This is a genomic window from Mycobacterium heidelbergense, assembly GCF_010730745.1.
GTDB classification, from domain to species: domain Bacteria; phylum Actinomycetota; class Actinomycetes; order Mycobacteriales; family Mycobacteriaceae; genus Mycobacterium; species Mycobacterium heidelbergense.
In genome coordinates this window covers 3599880-3617891 of sequence record NZ_AP022615.1, presented here as the reverse complement: position 1 = coordinate 3617891, position 18012 = coordinate 3599880, and the positions used below count along the sequence as shown (strand labels likewise).

The window sequence follows — 18012 nt, the reverse complement described above, 5'->3', positions numbered from 1 at the left end:
TGAGGATCACCGCCTCCGCGCGAGCTCGGCTTCGTTGCTATTTATATTATGATAGCGACATTCAACCTCAGGAGGAGCGCTGATGACGCTCAGCACCAACCGTCTCGATGTCAAAGGCCAGCCCGTCACCCTCGACACCACCGGTGAGACCAGCCCGTATCCGTTCTTCGAGTACATGAGGCGCACCGATCCGGTCTGGCATGGCGCCCTCATGGACCACGATCAGATGCCGGAGGAGCTGCGGCCGAACGACGAGTGGGTGCTGTTCGGTTATGACGGTGTGTTCCAGGGTTTCCGGGACGACCGGATCTTCACGTCGGCCGCCTACGACAAGACGATCGGTTTGGTCATGGGCCACACCATCCTGGCGATGGGCGGCAAGGAACACCACGACCACCGCAGCCTGGTGGCCAAGGCGTTCCGGGCCACCGCGCTGGAACGCTGGGAGCCGTCGGTCATCGGGCCGGTCTGCGATCGGCTGATCGACGAAATCAAGAACGACGGCCACGCCGACCTGGTGAAGGCGCTGACGTTCGAGTTTCCGACCCGGATCATCTCGGTGCTGCTCGGGCTCCCCGCCGAGGATCTCGACCTGTTCCGGCGGCTGTCGCTGGACCTCATCTCGATTCCGACCGACATCATGGCGGGGCTGAACGCGGCCACCGAGTTGCACGGCTACTTCCTCGAGCAGGTCGAGCAGCGGCGCCGCAAACTCACCGACGACATCATCGGCGACCTGGTCGCCGCCGAGATCGACGGCGAAAAGCTCACCGACGAGGCCATCATCGCCTTCCTGCGCCTGCTGCTGCCCGCCGGGCTGGAGACCACCTACCGCTCGTCGGGCAACCTGTTGTACCTGCTGTTGACGCACCCCGAGCAGCTGGCGATGATCCGGCGGGACCGGTCCCTGATCCCCGCCGCCATCGAAGAGGGCCTTCGCGTCGAGACCCCACTCACCATGGTCATGCGGACCACCACCGAGGAGGTCAAAATAGGCGGCAAGACAATCCCGCCCGACGCGCAGATCGACATGTGCATGGGCTCGGCCAACCGCGACGAGACCCGCTGGACCGACCCCGACACCTTTGACATCGGCCGCCCGCGCCAGGCGCACATCGCGTTCGCGGGCGGCATTCACATGTGCCTCGGAATGCACTTGGCGCGGCTGGAAACCCGGGTCATGTTGAACAGCCTGTTGGATCGCCTGAAGAATCTGGCGTTTGTTCCCGACGACGGAACCGGTGTCGAGTCCAAGATCGTCGGGCTCACGTTCCGGTCGCCCAACAAACTTCCCGTCGTGTTCGACCCGGTCGCATGAGGAGCCACGCGGCGATCCTGCACGACGTCGGCGGGCCGTGGTCGGTCGAGGAATTCGAGCTGGACGCGCCCCGCGCCGGGGAGGTCCTGGTGCAGCTGGCCGCCGCCGGGTTGTGCCACTCCGACGATCACATCCTCAAGGGTGATATGGCGGCGCCCAACGAGGTGATGCGATCCCTCGGGCTGCCCACCATGTTCCCCACCATCGGCGGGCATGAGGGTTCGGGCATCGTGCGCGAAATCGGTCCCGGGGTCACCGATTTCGCGCCGGGCGACCACGTGGTGATGTCTTTTGTCGCCGTGTGCGGCCAATGCCGGTGGTGTGCAAGCGGAATCGAGTACCTCTGCGACGTCGGCATCGGCACCATGATCCCTGGAATGCCCACCGACGGCACGTTTCGCCACCACACCGCCGACGGCCGGAACCTGGGCCACATCGCCAAGGTCGGCGCCTTCGCCGAACACACTGTGGTGTCGACGAATTCGCTGGTGAAGATCGAGCCGCACCTGCCGCTGGCGCCGAGTGCGCTGCTGTCGTGCGCCATCCCGACCGGCTACGGTTCCGTCGCCAACCGCTCCAACATGCGCGCCGGCGACACCGTCGTCGTGATCGGCGTCGGTGGGATCGGCACCGGCGCGATCCAGGGAGCCCGGATCAACGGCGCCGCGCAGATCGTCGCCGTCGACCCGGTGGACTTCAAACAGAAATCGGCGCTGCAGTTCGGCGCGACGCACAGCGCCGCCACGGTCGCCGAGGCTCTGGACCTGGTGCGAGAGTTGACCTACGGCGTCATGGCCGATGCCGTGGTGGTCTCCCCTTCCCTGATCACCGCCGACGACGTCCGCGACGCGGTCAAGCTCACCCGCAAGGGCGGAACCTGCGTGCTGACCGGCATGACCTCACAGCTGACCCACTCGGTCAACCTCGACCTGCAGGACTTCATCCTTACGAACAAAACCCTGGCCGGCACCATCTTCGGCTCATGCAATCCCAAAGCCGACATCGCCCGACTGGCCAGGCTCTACCACACCGGACAACTCCAGCTCGACGAGATGATCACCAAACGCTACCGTCTCGACGACATCAACAACGCCTACGATGATCTGCTCAACGGCAACATCATCAGAGGCATCATCGACTTCGGTCTCGAACCGCTCGGCTGAGAAGCGCACCAACGAAAGCGAATTGGCCCCCTTCGTTGAAAAGGGGGCCAATCGCCGTTCGGTGGTCACCGGCTCGCATCGGCGACCACACCGGTCTCAAAGCAACTTGAGCAGGTTGGAGATCAACAGCCCGATGTTGGTCGCGAAGGTTGCACCGAAGCTGGCCAATAGCGACGGCATTTGCGATGAAACGTTTTGCAGCAGCGTGGTCAATCCCGTGCTGATGCCGCTGACGGCGGTGCTCAAGGATGGCCAGCCATTGGTCAACTGGGTCACAAACCCCTGCAGAGCGCCCTGAAGACTTCCACCAGTCGCGATGTTCACCGCATTGGGAGCCACCAAGTTCTTCGCCAGACCCGGGGCGATAGTCGTCAACACGGTTCGGTCGAGGAAGGTGCCGAGCAAGCCCGTGTTCCCAGTAGGGCCGTTGAGGAAGGTATTGACCACCGCACCCGGGGTATTGAGCAGGTTGCTGATCGCCCCCACCGGGTCCCCGGCCGCCCACGCGGAGGATGCAGCCTGAAGACTTTGTCCGAGCGCCGTCGCAACCTCCTGAGTTTGGACATTTGGCTTAGTACCCGGGTTTGAAGCCGAGGTCGGTGAGGATCCTGCGCTCGGGGTCGGGGATGTCCGGTGGGAAAGTCTGGGTGGCGCCGTTGATGTTGATGGTGGCGCTGCGCAGCGGTCGCAGCGCCTTGACGGCTTTGGCGATGGATATGCCGGTGCGCGACTGGATGACGTGAGAGACGGCCAGGGCGGCGAACACGACGGTCAGGTGCGCTTCGATCGCGTCACGCACCCGGTTGAACATCGGCCGCGCCTGCAGGTCGCTCTTGGACATCCGAAACGACTTCTCCACGTGCCACAGGTCGTGGTATTTCGCGATGATTTCGCTGGCCGTCATCACGGTGACCGGCACATTGGTCACATACCCCTTCAAGCCCACCAGCGATTGGGCACGGGCCAAGCTGGCCTCGTCGATGGCCCGGTCATCGCCGCGGACCTTCACGAACCGGGCGGTCTTGGCCTGCTTGGAGCCGTCGACGATGGCTCGCGCGCGGTTTCTTGGGCGGCCAGGGTTTTCTGGTCGCGGCGGGCCCGTTTGGCCGAGTACGCCCAGACCGCCCGCCAGGCGCCCGGGTGGGCTTCGGGGTCCCAGACCGGCTCAGCACGTTTGTTGCAGTCGTTGACGGTGCTGTTTCCGTGCCGGGGTGTGACGGTGTCGATGATCTGCCCGTCGGTGAAAACATCGCCGTTCCAATGGAAATGGGACTCCAGATCCCCAGGCGCCTTGGTCATTCGGGAGCCGACGATGAACGACAACTCCAACTCATCGAGGGCTTTGAGGTTGGCCGCTGAGAGCATCCCGGCATCAGCGGCCACCACCATCGGCGTCCCTTGCAGTTGGTGGCGTTCGACGAATCCGCGGATGATCGGCACGATGGTGGTCGTCTCGGCGGTGTTGCCCTCGAAACAGCCGATCTCCAAAGGCATCCCGGTGCGGTCCACCAGCAGTCCGACGACGATCTGAGGGTCGACCTTGCGGTCCTTGCTATAGCCAACCCGGCGCAGCGTGTCTTCTTTCTCGGCTTCCCAATGCAAGGTCGTGACGTCATAGAGCAGCAGTGACAGACCGCCGCAATCACGGGAATGCGCAAAGCATTTCGCGGCGAGCACATCCGGGCCGGGCCGGCATGGAGGCTGCGGACGTGGCGGTCGATCGTCTTGTACGACACCAGTGTTGCTCCGAGGTCGGCCAGCACTCGCAGCGCGTCGATCTTGCTGGTCGGCTCCACGATCCGGGCGATCACCAGGTCCCGCAACACTTCATCGCCGACCTCGCCGAAACCGAGCCAGTCATACACGTGGGCCAGCACGTCATAGAGCAGTCGTGAACTGGTGCCCAGCGTGCGCCCCGGTGCCACCACCGCTGCTGGGTTGCTGGGCCGGACCGGCGCAACGAGCAACGCGCGCTCCCGGAAGTCGGCCACCCGAGCCATCGACTGAGCGCGAGCACCGACCTCAAAGTCAAGAGCGGCCTGACCGTCAAGCACCACCTGGTGGGCCACATCGAGCAGAATGCCCAGCTCAGCATCGGTATGCGCCGAGCCCAGATGCGCCAGGATCACCACCTTGCCCTGGTCCTTGCGCGCTACCTGCACCGCCACCGCACCCGAGGCAGTGCGCACCTTCCGCACGTACGCCACCGCACGAACCTACCCGGTTAGTACCCCAAAACACCCACCCGCGCGACAGAAACAGCAGGTCAGAGAACTACGCCACGTCAGAATCGCCGAGGGTGTCCAAACTCAGGCCAGACCCGGGGCGATAGTCGTCAACACGGTTCGGTCGAGGAAGGTGCCGAGCAAGCCCGTGTTCCCAGTAGGGCCGTTGAGGAAGGTATTGACCACCGCACCCGGGGTATTGAGCAGGTTGCTGATCGCCCCCACCGGGTCCCCGGCCGCCCACGCGGAGGATGCAGCCTGAAGACTTTGTCCGAGCGCCGTCGCAACCTGTCTTGGAATTGTGTCGAGCCCAACCAAACCAATATCGGTTATGCCGGTGATCGCATAGTTGGTTGCGTTCGCCAGATTCTGCGTGAAGTAGGCGGGTATCTTCAACATACTTTCCATAGGCAGCCCGATGCCGACAACTGGATTGAAGTAAAAGGCATTGGACAAGCTTTGGACCGCTTGTGTGATGTTGCCTGAGGCGAAGCTGTTGAACGCCGAGTTCAGGGTAGGCCAGACATTGGTAGTGCCGGTTCCGGTGTACAGAGCGACGGCGGCCTTCGCGGCGGCTTGCCATGTTGAGACGTACAAGTCGCCGTATGAGGCCCAGTTGGCGACGACCTGCTGCGCGACTGGGAAGGGAATTTTGCTCCAGGTGTTGTAAATCGTCTGCAGGTTGATGGCCGCGTTCTGGAAAGTGTTAACCCAGGTCGCGAGTGGAAGAGGTAGTGCGGCGGGGTTGATGAAGTCAGCGAGGGCAGCCGCGGGCACTGCGGCCGCGGCTGCTCCGCTGGCGATGGATGCTAGTTCGTTTTCGACGCCGGAGAACAGATCTATCACGCTGCTGCTGGCGTCAGTGAGCTGGATGTTGGAAATGCTCACCCGAGAGAACGGTTGGGTCAGGTGAAGCTCGGGTAGGTGCTGGGCTATGGGACCGGCGGCGAGGACGGCGGCGCTGGCTAGGATGACTCCAGCGGTGATGTGGGGGCGGGCTGCGAGATCCACGACCATCTCCTTTGTATGATTTCTGAATAATGGCGTGTTAAACGTACTCGTGAAATACGTTGGATGAATTACGGCAATAAAATGAAAAATTAACTGTGGTGATATACCCATGCAGCAAAACCCGTGTGAAGTGCATTGAAAGCCATCGCTGATTTAGAGCACATTGGTGGCCTGCTAAAATCATTTATGGGCGGAACCTGAATTAGTCAGCAAGAGCGTGACACAGCATCGCTGCCGGGCGCCAACAAAGCCATGAGGTGAGCATCTCGATTCACTCACAGCCAGCCGGTTCACGCCCCTCAACGTGTCGGTGGATTTCACCGAGCAGCACCCGAGCTGAATGACGCGAGCGGGCGGCGAAAACAGTCGTGCGGCTTGCCCGTACCGCCACGAGACGAGGAGATCACCGTCGGTAGAGCCAGCGACAACCAGAGTCAGCGCACACCAGGATCGGACGGCGCCGGTGTGCTTGTGGCACAAGCCAATCCGATCACGCCGTCGATCCACAAGCGCTCACCCAGGACAATGCCGGGCACACCACACCCACCTACCTTGGGGTGAACCTATAGCCGATCCGTACGCAGGTGGCCCGGCGATCACGGCGGAAGGATTCGCCGGGTGGGTCGGCCGCCTCGGAAACACCGGTGGGCATGGGAGGGGTTTTCATCGGTGGCGGACACCTGGCTGTCGCAGATCACGTGGACCGGAGATTGAGGTGCCTCGCGAGGTCCTCGTGCGTTGCCGGCCGCGACAGAGCGCAGTGTGTCGTCGACGAGCGCCGTCTGACCGCGTCGGTGTCGGCGGCGAAACGCTATCTCTCAGCAAATACCAGAGGAGCCCCTGTATGTCCTGGCGAATAATTGGATTGCTGTGGTAATAGCTATCGTAGGTGCGGGAGCGAATGCGGCCCAGTGCACTACCGATCGGTAATATCGTATTTAACTATTCTAGCGGCAGACATAGTTTGCTATAAAGCAAAGCAACCGCATACTAACAGGTAATTTTCAACCTCGCGATGGTTGCGAAGCCGCATATTTCTGAAGCGATCACCCACAGCCTGTCGAAAACGCCACGGGCCCACGTTCTTCACGAGTACATCCAGCTTGCCGGCCTGCCTGACCTCGACTCCACACCGGGCTCCCGCTCCACGCCCGGCCGGCTGAGCAAGATTGCCTCGTCGGACACCTCGTCTACCAACTGCAGGTGCTCAAGGACTATGCGAACACCGCGTCCCCAAAGCATTCGTCAAGACACTTGCCCAGTGACGTCAGCCATGCACCAAAGCGAAACCGGTGCGCCGACAGGCCTTCCGAGGCACTAGACCTGACGTATGAGGGTGATGCGACGGCCGACGCTGTGGTGGTCTTACCTTCGTTTATCACCGCCAACGGCGACTGCCCGGCTGTCGTGCGCGGCGTCGAAAATTCTCGACATACGACGCCCTATACGGCCTCTTCACGGACGCCAGACCGGCATAAGTGTCACTGAACACCGTCGACGACCCGTGGCCGCAGCGCGCCCCCGCGAAGTACACTGGCCTGTGATCTAGAGTGTGATAGTTCAGTGTTTTAGCACGCTAAAAGTTTGTGTTCTAAGTTCTATGTGGAGTTAGGCGGCTACGACGACGGTGACACCCGCACGGCCCGATCTGATCGCATACCGAGAAGCGGTCACCATGTCGACCCCGGAGCTGGTATCCGCGTTGCGAGAGCTTCTGGGGTCGAAACTCGTCGCCTACCTAGGGAAAGTCAAGGAGACCCGCGCGGTACGCCAATGGGCCGAGGGCAGCCGTGAGATCGCCAACGCTGCCGATGTGGAACGGCTTCGGTTGGCCTACCGCGCAGCGCGACTGATCACCGAACGGGATCGCAAGGAAGTCGCCCAAGCGTGGTTCCAGGGACTCAATCCGGTCCTCGATGACCGATCGCCGGCGCGGGTGTTGCGCGACGGCGATCTGGAAACCGACGGCGCCTTGGTTCTTGCCGCGGCGCGCCAGTTCTCCGCCGTCGGCTGAATGCCTGCCGACGCGGTTCGAATTAGAACCGTCTTTGGGCTGGTGCATGGCTCTCGTGTCGATGCACTACCGGTTTACCGGGTGGGCTACAAGCCCGATCCATGGCATTGGACTCCCTGGGAGTTCGCCGATGAGCACGGCCGCTTCACCGGCAGATGGGATGATCCGGCGGGCATCTGGCGGACTCTTTACGTGGGCTCGTCGGCGCTTGCCTGCTATCTGGAGGTGCTCGCGGTTTTTCGCGCCGATCCTGTTGCTGCCCGCGACATGGACGACATCGCAGTGGAGGATGCCGACGATCTGTATCCCACTATCCGTCCAGGGGAGATCCCGCGGGCCTGGCGCGAGCCTCGCTCGATCTGCTCGGCGGAGCTGTCTGGCTGGTTCGTTCTCGTCGGCCACTACGAGACTTTGCCGACGCTGAGACGGCAATTCCTACCTATGGCAAAGGAATGCGGACTCCAGGATCTTGATGCTGCCGCAATCCGCGATGGTAAGCACCGGCGGCTCACACAGGCTATGTCGGCGTGGATCTACACGCTCAGCACTCCTAACGGCGATCCCACCACGGGCATACAATTCGATTCGCGCCATGGCGATCAACTCACACTTTGGGCTATCTACGAGCGCTCGGCATCGACCGCACCGCCGCCGTAAATCGCGAATTATTCTGGAACACAGGATATTACAGAACAGGACGCGGATTTGACGGAAGCGATGCATATCCACCATCTGACGTGGGCAACATAGCGCACCGTGACGACGTTGGGGCCCGATGCGCCGGGGTGGCAAACCGGCTGACTACAGAACCTCGACCAGGCCGGCGGGTGCTGAATCGGCCAGTGCAGCGTCGAATGTGACCAGCCGGCCACCGTACCGGGCGACCAACGCGATGAGATGACAGTCAGTGACAAGGCGGTGGCTCGACACAGCACCACGATCACCCCCCTCACCAACCACCAACGGCACGTCATCAGGCCAGAACGCATGGCCCGGAAGAGCTCTCAGCGCTTCCAACTGAGCAAGCGCAGTCGCCGGAGTCGTCGACACCTGCACCACCCTGCGATCGCTCGAAATCCGGACAAAACCCACCTCGGTGATCGGCGTGGTAGCCCATCCATTCGACGAAGACCGCGTGAACCACTCCCGTGCCGCTGAGTGATGAGCATGGTTACGCCAGCTCAACGCGATAAGCACATTGACGTCGAGCAGCGCTGTCACACGTCTTCCTCGAGCCCCCGGGCGACGTCCTCGTCGGCGATGATTGGCGCATCTGGCGGCACATCGAACATCGGGAGCCCGTCGACCACGACAATCCCGACGGGCCGAAGCGACCGACGCGCCAGATCGGAAATCACCGCACCGACCGACCGGCCCTCCGAACGAGCGATGCTCCGCGCATCTTCGAGGATATCGTCATCGATTTGAAGAGTGGTGCGCATAGCATCATAGTATTGCGGGCCCTTCCGGTAATAGTCCAGCCCGCTGGGCCGCGTCCGCGCGGCTGCATACTTTTCTGGGGCCGGGGGAACAGTCATAGACGTCTTGGTGAGCCGCCGCCGTCTTGCCCGCCGCTCATCCGCGGCCTCGTCCCGCCCGATACGGAACGTCTACAGGTACGATTGCCTGTAGACGTTCCGTATCATTCTCGGAAGGGGAGGTGGCATCGGTGGATGCCTTGACGCCGAGCACGACGGCACAGGCCGGCCTGTCGCGCAGCGCGCTCTACCGCGGCGCACGGGCGGGCCAGTTTGACCGCATCGCCCGCGGCATCTACCTGCCCGCAGACGCCTCGGCCGCCGACTGGGACCAGATCGAGGCCGCGACGCGGCGCCCCGACGCCACGATCTGCCTGACCTCCGCACTCGCCCATCACGACCTGACCGACACGATCCCCGCCGCGCTGGACGTCGCGATCCCCCGCGGGACGAGAACACCGGCGAGCACCGGTGCGATCGCCTGGCATCACTTCGACCGGGCCACATTCGAAATCGGACGCGACGAGATCACAATCCCAGGATCAGATCAGACGATCGGGATCTACTCGCCCGAGCGGTCGATCGCCGACGCGTTCCGGCTGCGCGGCGAGGTCGGCTACGAACTGGCACGAGACGCGCTGCGCGAATGGCTACGCCGAGGCGGCAAACCGACCCACCTGATCGACATCGCCTCCCGCCTCCCACGAGCGAAATCCCCTGTCCTACACGCATTAGAGATGCTGGCGTGAGCTCCGGCGACACGGTGTTCCGCCGGATTCAGTCCCTCGCCCGTTCCACAGCGGCGAAAAGCGGGACCGGCGCACCGACACAGGAGTACCTGATTCGGCACACCCTCGAATCGTTCCTGGACCGGCTCACCCGCACCTCCCGCGGCGGCGACTTCGTCCTCAAGGGCGGAATTCTGCTGGCCGCCTACGGGATACGGCGCCCAACGAAGGACGCCGACTCCAATGCCGTCAACGCCGACGTCACCGCCGAACATCTTGGCCAGGTGGTCCGCGATATCGCCGCAATCGAGGTCGATGACGGGGTGGTGTTTGACCTCGACACGATCAGCGTGCAGGAGATCCGCGAGCAGGCCCACTACCCGGGCCTGCGCGTGCGGGTCTCCGTGTCGATCGGTCCATGGAAGGGCGCCGCGGCCTGGGATGTATCCACCGGAGACCCGATCGTTCCGCCACCCCGGCAAGTGACCATCGACCGGATCATCGGCGACCCAATCACACTCCTCGGCTATGCGCCCGAGACCACCATCGCCGAGAAGGGCATCACCATCCTCGAACGCGGCATCACCAGCACCCGCTGGCGCGACTACCTCGATATCGTCGCACTCGCCCGCCACGGCATCGACCCCGATGAACTGCTCCGCTCGGCACGAGCCGTCGCACGCCACCGCGGCGTCACCCTCGAACCCGTCGCACCACACCTCGCTGGTTACGGCGCAGTCGCACAAGCGAAATGGGCCGCATGGCGCCGCAAGGAGCACCTCGAATCCGCATGCGAGGAGAACCTCGAAGACCAGATCACCTTGGTCGCCTCCTACCTTGACCCCGTCTTTGTCCACGGCGCCGAATAGGTAGCGGCGCAAAGGCCCTGCTGGGTGGGGACTCCGACGAGAGCGAAGGGCGCCGCGTCATACGCGGTGACGTATGCGGTGACCCTGGCGCGCACCATCTTCGGCTCGTGCAACCCCAAGGCCGACATCGCCGTCTAGCCAGGCTCTACCAAACCGGACAGCTCCAATTCGACGAGATGATCACCAGACGCTATCGCTTCGAAGACATCAACAACGCCTACGACGACCTGCTCAACGGCAACATCATCAGAGGCATCATCGACTTCGGGGGCGAACCGCTCAGCTGAGAAGCGCACCACCGAAAGCGAATTGGCCCCCTCCTTGCCGAAGGGGGCCAATCGCCGTTCGGTGGCCACCGGCTCGCATCGGCGACCACACCGGTCTCAGAGCAACTTGAGCAGGTTAGAAATCAACAACCCAATATTGCTTGCGAACGTCGCACCGAAGGCGGACAACAGCGACGGCATTTGCGATGAAACGTTTTGCAGCAGCGTGGTCAATCCCGTGCTAATGCCGCTCACCGCGTTGCTCAGGGATGGCCAGCCATTGGTCAGCTGGGTCACAAAGCCCTGGAGCGCAGCTTGGAGGCTTCCACCAGTCGCGATATTCACCGCATTGGGAGCCACCATCGACTTCGCCACACCCGGGGCAACGGTCTTCAACACGGTGGTGTTGAAGAAAGTGCCGAGCAAACCCGTTTTCCCAGTACCATTGAGAAAGCCGTTGACCACTGCGCCGGGGGTGTTGAGCAGGTTGCTGATCGCCCCCACCGGATCCCCATGGGACCACGCGGTAGACGCAGCCTGAAGACTGCTTTCGAGCGGTGTACCGACCACGCTTGGAGCTGTGTTGACCCAGAAGTTACCAATCTGGGTTATGCCGGTCGTCGTCAGATATTCGGTCGCGTTCGCCAGATTCTGGGTGAAGTTCGCGGGAATCTGCAAAATCTTTTCCAGAGGCAGCCCGATCTTTGTGAGTGGGGTGACCCAGAAGGCATTGATTAAGTTCGCTACTGCACCATTGTTACCACCGATTCTACCTAAGGCGAAGTCGGTGAACACCGTGTTCAGAAGTGGCCAGAAAGCGTTACCCGTGGTTCCGGTGTAGTAAGTGACAGCAGCCTGCGCGGCGGTTTGCCATGTTGAGACATACAGATCGCCGTATGAGGCCCAGTTGGCGATAATCTGTTGCAAGGTCGGGAACGGCAATTGCTGGATCAAATTAGCGGCTGTCTGCAGGTTGGTGCCCGCGTTCTGGAAAGTGGTCACCCACGTCGCGAGGGGCAGGGGTAGTGCGGCGGGGTTGATGAAGTCGGTGAGGGCAGCTACAGGCACCGCGGCCGCGCTTGCTCCGCTTGCGAATGAGGCGAGTTCGTTTTCCACGCCGGAGAACAGATCCATCACACTGCTGGCGGCGTCGGTGAGCTGGATGTTGGAAATGCTCACCTGGGAGAGCTGGCGAGTGACGTGAAGGTCGGGTAGGTGCTGGGCCACGGGGCCTGCGGCGAGGACAGCGGCGCTGGCCAAGGCCACTCCAGCGGTGATGTGGGGGCGGGCTGCGAGATCCACGACCATCTCCTTTGTACGATTCTGGATAACGACGAATTAAACGTACCCAAGAATTACGTTAAGCGAATCGTGGCAGCAGAATAGGAAATTCGACGTGGTGGATATCTATATTCAGCAAAGCCTGTCCGAAATATGCGAAAACTACTGCCTGAATTGCGCTAAGTGGGCGGCCTCGGCACAATCATTTAGTGGCAGTATTGAAGTGGGGTCACGGCGCGTCGTTGTCGGGTGTCGACAAAGCCATGATTGGAACGTCTCCATCCGTTCATATCTAGGCATTTGACTCCCCTCAACGTGCCGGTGGATTTCACCGAGCCGCGGCAGCATGCTGACGCGAGCTGGGCGGTGAAAACATTCGTACGGCTTGTCTGTGCCGCTACAGCACGGAGGAGACAGCCCATAGGTGCCTCTAGAAGACGACCACGGAGCAGCAGCACCGCCAGGCCAGACAGCGCCTGTATGCGCTTGTGGCACAAGCCAATACCCATCATGCCCGGCGACTCACCACAAGCACTCGCCTGGGACGAGGCCGCGCGTACCGCACCCACCACCAATCTTGGGGTGGACCGTAAGCGGTGTGCACGGAGGTGGGCCCTGGCGGTGATGGGGGGTTATCGCCGAATGGGTCGGCCAACTCGAAGCAGCAGTGGACCGAATGCGCGGGATGGGTTTTGGTCGCTGGCGGAAACCTGGCTGCGGCAGATCAGGTGGCCGGAGAACGAGGTACTTCCCAATGTCATCGTGGGGACGCGTGCTGCAGCAGGTCACAACGCCTCGGTGACAAGCACGGCCGGCGGCATCGGTGTCGGCGGCAAAGAGCTATCCCCCAGCAAACACAGCGGCGTCCGCTATGCGCTGGCAAACAATTGCGTTGTAGCGGCAACAGCTACCTTAAGCACCGGGATGAATGCTGGCCTGTTTGTTACCGATAGGTATTTTCATATTTAACTATTTGCCGGCCGACAGAGTTTGCTATGATACTGGGATTCATATAGTTAACAGCGGTTTCTCTGCTCACCAAAAGTTGCGGAGTACGCGTTCGCTAAAACGATCACCCAAAGCCGGTCGAAAGTCCCACGAGGCTTGGTTCTTCTTGGGTACGTCCAGCCCGTCGACCTGTAAGAACCGACGAAGGACATGGCCGCGGGTGTCATCGCCGCAGGTGCGACTGCCCAGCGCGCCTCCCCGCCCTCACCTGGACCACCAGCTCTCGCAGGTCGGCATGTCCGCTATCTGTTTCGCCGGAGCGAAGAACGAACTCGCCTCACTCGCCAGCAAAGGCGGCTGGCAACCAGACCTGGACTTGCCGACGGCGATCTCCGGGATCCGCATCGCCTCACTGGCCGACCCGGCGCCGTTGCCGCGTTCCTTGACGCCGGCAGCGTCAGACGTCGACGTATACAGCATCGCGCTGCGCGGCGGATTGACCACATTGGCGCCAATCATCGCCACCGGAATCACCCGGAGAAACTGCCGCGGAGAACCCCGGCGGCGATCGTTACACTCCCCGTGGAGGACTAGGCAATGACGCGTAGGACGATCGTCATCACCGGCGCCAGCGACGGCATCGGCGCCGCGGCGGCCCGTCGGCTACACCGCATCGGCGACAACATCGTCGTGGTGGGACGGTCGGAAACCAAGGCCGCCGCGGTCGCCGCGGAATTGAACGCCGACTACTTCGTGGCCGACTTCGCCGACCTGTCTCAGGTGCGGGCCTTGGCGGACAAAATCCGTTCGCAGTACCCGCGCATCGACGTCTTGGCCAACAACGCCGGCGGCATGTTCACGAATGTCCACAGGACGGCCGACGGTCACGAGATCACTTTCCAGGTCAACTATTTGGCGCCGTTTGTGCTCACCACGCAGTTGATGGAGACGCTCGTCGATTCCCGCGCCACCGTCCTCAACACGACCAGCTCGTCACAAAAGCTGCTTCCCAGGGTCACCATCGGCGGGCTGGAGAACACGGTTCAACGCCGGCCCAGCACTGCCTATGCCCTGACCAAACTGGCAATCGTCTTGTTTACCAGGGAATTACATCGCCGATACCATGCCGGCGGACTGTCGGCGGCGACGTTTCACCCGGGCTACGTCAACTCCAACTTCGGCGACGCGTCGGGATCGCGGTTCCTCGGCTTCATGAAGTATCGCGTGCCATTGACGGCCCGCTTCGCCGCGACCGCGGACCAGGGAGCCGACCAACTGGTCTGGCTGGCGTCAAGCAAACCCGGTGTTGACTGGACGCCCGGCGAGTACTACTCGAAGGGCAAAATCGCGAAAGCCAACCGCGCGGCTTACGATCCCGACCTTGCGCGCGAGCTGTGGGACCGCACCCTGGCCAAGATCACCTAACTGAGCGGGCGGTTCAAATCTGGCTGGACTGGGCGCCTTACGGTCATCCGCCGAGTCGGGCTCGCTTGCGATGGATCGGGCAGCACAAAGTGTGACACCTTTGCACATAGTGTTACACTTGCGTGATGCCAACAGCTCGCCGGCGCCACGCGATTACCGAAACTGACGACATCACAGAGGCGCTGGAACTTGCGGGCAGAACATGGCCCGATCTCGTCAATAAGCCCGGTGCGCTATTGCGTCAGCTCATTCTGGTCGGTCGCAACACTCTTATTCACCGGCGCGCTGTGGGCGACCAGACGCGTAGCCGAACGATTGAGGCAACCGCCGGTGCTTTAACTGGTGCCTTTGGACCCAATTACCTGAAGGAACTGCGTGAGGACTGGCCCGAGTGATCCTCCTCGACGCCAGCGTGCTGATTGGGCATTTCGAACGTGCCGATGCGCACCACGCTGACGCGACTGCACTACTGCGGAATCATCTGTCGGAGGTGTTCGCGTCGAGCGTCATCACGCTAGCCGAGGTCTACGCGGGCGCAGCGCGGGCGGGGTTGGCTGATCGGCTGCGCCAACTACTAACTCGGCTAAAAATCCAGACCCTCGACCTTCCCGCTGACGCCGCCCCTCGGTTGGGCGAGCTACGCGCCGCAACCAAACTCAAGATGCCCGATTGCTGCGTGCTATACACCGCGCAGCGACACGGCGCGGCAATCGCCACATTTGATGACAGACTCGCGGCTCACGCCGCCGACCTCGGCGTAGCCGTCGTGACCGATGAATGAGGTGCTGCGATCGAAGCTCACAGCCGAACTCGCCGATCGGTAGCGCCGGCAGGTGTTTGACCTGCTGACCTCCATGCAGGCCAGTGCAGCACCCATGCAAAAGTGCGCGCCATAGCGCTCCATCCTGGTACCAAGAGGACGGCCTACTTATGGGCAAGTCAGTTAGCAATTTGGTTAGCAATTGGACTTGCAGTACGATCGGCATGTGGCTGGAGGAGGTCGACCCATGACAGAGACTGCAAATCGTAAGAAAGCGCGACGGCCTGCCCGGGGCGCGTCCTCGACGGGGTCGGTGACCTACATGCGAGTGGTCGACGAGGTGACCCGTTCCGGGATCACCCAGGCCGAACTCGCCAAGGCGGTTGGTGCGGGCGCGCGGAGCGTCCAGAACTGGGCCAGCGGACACAATGCCCCGCGCGGCAAGGCTGCTGAACGGTTGCTGGACATCCGCACGATCGTGGAGTTACTCGGCGATTCCTACACCGACGAGGGCATCGACATCTGGCTACATTCGCGCAATCGAAATCTCAACATGCGCCGCCCTATTGACCTCCTCACCGAGGGCCAAGTCGATCAGGTGCTTGACCAAGTCAAGTGGGTCGCCGGAGGCATGTAGCCCCATGGACCCGTTGCCAGCCAGACTGGCGCAAGCCTCGCTGAGCACCGTCGATGGCATCTGGCAGCGGCACGTCCCCGCGAAGTACACCGACACCGCACTTGTCGGGCGAGCGACCGTGGGGCGCTGGGGTACCGAGGGCGGCTTTCCCCTCCTCTACCTAGGTAAGCCGACAGATTCGGTCGTCGTCGAGGCATACCGACATTTGATCGATCCCATCGCCGAACCTGACGGACCCGTTCCTGGCATCAGGCCCCGGGTGCTCGTCACGTGTGAGCTATCCGTCGCGGACATCTTGGATCTGCGGCTCGCGCGCAACCGTAGCCTCGCCCGCTTGTCGAGGCAGCAGCTGCAGTCCGAGCCGTACGACCGAGCCGCCTATGCGGCCTGTCAAGACGTCTCCGCAGCGGCTCATCAGCTCGGGTATCACGGTCTGGTTGCACCCGCAGCCACGAGGATGGGTGAAACTCTCGTGCTCTTCACTGATTTGCTCGCTGAAAGCGAACAGCCGATTCGAGTTTCCGATGAAGCGTGGTTCGAACTCCCCGCAGATCCGCGAAAGCGCGGCGCGACTAGACATCTCCGAGTCGTGGAGTAGCGAGTGGCGTCCCTGGTCTGCCGGTTATGGCATCGCTGAACCAGCGTATGTCACATGGCTCTGGCTCAGGTCAGCGAGTAGCGGACCGGCAGGTGTTTGAGACCGCCAACGAAGGTGGTGGCTGTCAATTCCGGATCACCGGTCAGCTCAATGGATTTCAACCTGGGCAGCAACTCGGAGAAGAAGCTGCTGACCTCCATGCGGGCCAGGGCAGCACCCATGCAGAAGTGCACACCGTATCCGAAGGCCACATGCTTGTTCGGGTCGCGGCCGACGTCGAAGCGGAACGGGTCGTCGAAAATCTCCTCGTCGCGGTTCGCCGACACGTAGGACAGCAGCACGGAATCGCCTGCCGCGATGGGTGTTCCGCGCACGGTCGTGTCCTCGGCGGCGGTGCGCATGAACTCCTTGACCGGGGTGACCCAGCGGATCATCTCCTCGGTGGCCAGTGGCATCAACTCGAGGTTGTCGCGCAGGCGCGCGAGCTGGTCCGGGTTCTCGATGAGCGCCTGCAGGCCACCGGAGATGGTCGCGCTGGTGGTGTCGTGCCCCGCGGTGGCGACGATGAGGTAATACGAGACGGTGTCGATGTCCGACAGCGGCTCGCCGTCGACGCGGGCGTTGGCGATCGCCGACGACAGGTCCTCGGTCGGGTGCTCGCGGCGCGACGCGGTCACCGCGTTGAAGTAACCGAACATGTCGAGCAACGCCGGCAGCTGATCCTCGTTGGTGGTGCCGCGCTTGAACTCGGAGTCGTCGCTGCCGAACAGCTCCTGGGTCAGCTTGAGCATGCGTGGGAAGTCGTCCTCCGGCAGCCCCAGCAGCGACATGATCACGTAGAGCGGGTAATTGACCGCGACCTGCTGAACGAAGTCGCACTCGGGGCCCACGGCCAGCATCTTGTCGACGTAGATCTTGGCCAGTTCGTCGACGCGAACCTTCAACGCCCGCATCGCCTTTGGCCGGAACCAGTCGGAACCGATCGCGCGCACCACCCGGTGCTGCGGGTCGTCCATGTGGATCAGCGTGCGCACGCCCGCCGCGGCCTGCATCTCGTCGCCCTCCGCGGTCGTCAGGACCGGGCGCGGCCAGTTGGTGAACAACATGTTGTCGCGTTCGATGTCCATGATGTCGGCGTGCTTGGTGATCGCCCAGAACGGCCGGTAGTTCGGCACGTCGACCCACGACACCGGCGCGTTGGCGCGCAGCTGAGCCAGCGCCGCGTGCAGCCGCCGCTCGTCGGTGTACGCCAGCGGATCCGCCAACAGCCTGGCGGCCTCGTCCATCGTCG

19 protein-coding genes and 2 pseudogenes are annotated in these 18012 nt (G+C 62.5%); 13 read left to right on the top strand and 8 right to left on the bottom strand.

Annotated elements, in window-relative coordinates:
- Window positions 1-82: 82 nt before the first annotated feature.
- The gene (locus G6N25_RS17065) at window positions 83-1318 is read left to right on the top strand and encodes a cytochrome P450 (protein ID WP_083077517.1); all 1236 of its coding nucleotides are present in this window, start codon (window positions 83-85) and stop codon (window positions 1316-1318) included.
- Entirely contained in the window at window positions 1315-2481 is a 1167-nt protein-coding gene (locus tag G6N25_RS17060) for a Zn-dependent alcohol dehydrogenase (RefSeq protein ID WP_083077515.1), read from the top strand. Before G6N25_RS17065 ends, G6N25_RS17060 begins: the two co-directional genes overlap by 4 nt.
- Before the next feature lie 96 nt (window positions 2482-2577).
- Here the strand turns inward: G6N25_RS17060 and G6N25_RS17055 are convergent, their stop codons facing one another.
- The 3 genes and pseudogenes from G6N25_RS17055 to G6N25_RS17045 form a co-directional block, all read right to left on the bottom strand.
- A complete protein-coding gene (locus G6N25_RS17055) occupies window positions 2578-2967 on the bottom strand; it encodes a hypothetical protein (RefSeq protein WP_163672474.1) in 390 nt (129 codons plus the stop codon).
- Between the two features lie 85 nt (window positions 2968-3052).
- Window positions 3053-4688, bottom strand: a pseudogene (locus G6N25_RS17050) (IS1634 family transposase).
- A gap of 102 nt (window positions 4689-4790) precedes the next feature.
- Window positions 4791-5717, bottom strand: coding sequence for a hypothetical protein (locus G6N25_RS17045; RefSeq protein ID WP_142272880.1), 927 nt, complete (start codon window positions 5715-5717; stop codon window positions 4791-4793).
- Window positions 5718-7392: 1675 nt separating this feature from the next.
- Between G6N25_RS17045 and G6N25_RS17040 the strand changes: the two genes are divergently transcribed.
- Both G6N25_RS17040 and G6N25_RS17035 read left to right on the top strand, forming a co-directional pair.
- A complete protein-coding gene (locus tag G6N25_RS17040; RefSeq protein ID WP_083077346.1) occupies window positions 7393-7731 on the top strand; it encodes a hypothetical protein in 339 nt (112 codons plus the stop codon).
- Window positions 7732-8388, top strand: coding sequence for an RES domain-containing protein (locus tag G6N25_RS17035; RefSeq protein ID WP_142272879.1), 657 nt, complete (start codon window positions 7732-7734; stop codon window positions 8386-8388).
- A 144-nt stretch (window positions 8389-8532) separates the two neighbouring features.
- Here G6N25_RS17035 and G6N25_RS17030 read toward each other — a convergent pair whose 3' ends face one another.
- Both G6N25_RS17030 and G6N25_RS17025 read right to left on the bottom strand, forming a co-directional pair.
- Window positions 8533-8952: a type II toxin-antitoxin system VapC family toxin gene (locus G6N25_RS17030; RefSeq protein ID WP_083077343.1), complete on the bottom strand. Its 420-nt coding sequence runs from the start codon at window positions 8950-8952 to the stop codon at window positions 8533-8535.
- A complete protein-coding gene (locus G6N25_RS17025; RefSeq protein WP_083010950.1) occupies window positions 8949-9173 on the bottom strand; it encodes an antitoxin in 225 nt (74 codons plus the stop codon). Before G6N25_RS17025 ends, G6N25_RS17030 begins: the two co-directional genes overlap by 4 nt.
- A 227-nt stretch (window positions 9174-9400) precedes the next feature.
- Between G6N25_RS17025 and G6N25_RS17020 the strand changes: the two genes are divergently transcribed.
- From G6N25_RS17020 to G6N25_RS17010, 3 genes and pseudogenes are all read left to right on the top strand, one after another.
- Window positions 9401-9958: a type IV toxin-antitoxin system AbiEi family antitoxin domain-containing protein gene (locus G6N25_RS17020; RefSeq protein WP_083077353.1), complete on the top strand. Its 558-nt coding sequence runs from the start codon at window positions 9401-9403 to the stop codon at window positions 9956-9958.
- Window positions 9955-10806, top strand: coding sequence for a nucleotidyl transferase AbiEii/AbiGii toxin family protein (locus G6N25_RS17015; protein WP_179961677.1), 852 nt, complete (start codon window positions 9955-9957; stop codon window positions 10804-10806). The genes G6N25_RS17020 and G6N25_RS17015 overlap by 4 nt, the downstream gene beginning before the upstream one ends.
- Before the next feature lie 81 nt (window positions 10807-10887).
- Window positions 10888-11093, top strand: a pseudogene (locus tag G6N25_RS17010) (alcohol dehydrogenase); the annotation flags it as partial.
- A gap of 96 nt (window positions 11094-11189) precedes the next feature.
- Here G6N25_RS17010 and G6N25_RS17005 read toward each other — a convergent pair.
- On the bottom strand, window positions 11190-12374 hold the full coding sequence (locus G6N25_RS17005; RefSeq protein WP_142272878.1) for a hypothetical protein: 1185 nt from the start codon (window positions 12372-12374) through the stop codon (window positions 11190-11192).
- Window positions 12375-13151: 777 nt separating this feature from the next.
- On the opposite strand from G6N25_RS17005, the gene G6N25_RS17000 reads away from it, so the two are divergent.
- Complete coding sequence (locus tag G6N25_RS17000; protein ID WP_158084940.1) at window positions 13152-13322, top strand: hypothetical protein; 171 nt, start codon at window positions 13152-13154, stop codon at window positions 13320-13322.
- 243 nt (window positions 13323-13565) lie between these two features.
- On the opposite strand, the gene G6N25_RS16995 is transcribed toward G6N25_RS17000, so the two are convergent.
- A complete protein-coding gene (locus G6N25_RS16995) occupies window positions 13566-13835 on the bottom strand; it encodes a hypothetical protein (RefSeq protein ID WP_083077340.1) in 270 nt (89 codons plus the stop codon).
- 63 nt (window positions 13836-13898) lie between these two features.
- Between G6N25_RS16995 and G6N25_RS16990 the strand changes: the two genes are divergently transcribed.
- The 5 genes from G6N25_RS16990 (at window position 13899) to G6N25_RS16970 (ending at window position 16721) form a co-directional block, all read left to right on the top strand.
- Window positions 13899-14726, top strand: coding sequence for an SDR family NAD(P)-dependent oxidoreductase (locus G6N25_RS16990; RefSeq protein ID WP_083077339.1), 828 nt, complete (start codon window positions 13899-13901; stop codon window positions 14724-14726).
- A gap of 125 nt (window positions 14727-14851) precedes the next feature.
- Window positions 14852-15121 (top strand): hypothetical protein, encoded by a 270-nt coding sequence (locus G6N25_RS16985; protein WP_083077337.1) that lies wholly within the window; start codon window positions 14852-14854, stop codon window positions 15119-15121.
- The gene (locus tag G6N25_RS16980) at window positions 15118-15507 is read left to right on the top strand and encodes a type II toxin-antitoxin system VapC family toxin (protein ID WP_083077335.1); all 390 of its coding nucleotides are present in this window, start codon (window positions 15118-15120) and stop codon (window positions 15505-15507) included. Before G6N25_RS16985 ends, G6N25_RS16980 begins: the two co-directional genes overlap by 4 nt.
- 301 nt (window positions 15508-15808) lie before the next feature.
- Window positions 15809-16123, top strand: coding sequence for an antitoxin Xre/MbcA/ParS toxin-binding domain-containing protein (locus G6N25_RS16975; protein ID WP_158084939.1), 315 nt, complete (start codon window positions 15809-15811; stop codon window positions 16121-16123).
- Between the two features lie 4 nt (window positions 16124-16127).
- Window positions 16128-16721: an RES family NAD+ phosphorylase gene (locus tag G6N25_RS16970; RefSeq protein WP_142272876.1), complete on the top strand. Its 594-nt coding sequence runs from the start codon at window positions 16128-16130 to the stop codon at window positions 16719-16721.
- Between the two features lie 65 nt (window positions 16722-16786).
- Here the strand turns inward: G6N25_RS16970 and G6N25_RS16965 are convergent, their stop codons facing one another.
- Window positions 16787-18007, bottom strand: coding sequence for a cytochrome P450 (locus G6N25_RS16965; protein ID WP_083077350.1), 1221 nt, complete (start codon window positions 18005-18007; stop codon window positions 16787-16789).
- Between the last annotated feature and the right edge of the window lie 5 nt (window positions 18008-18012).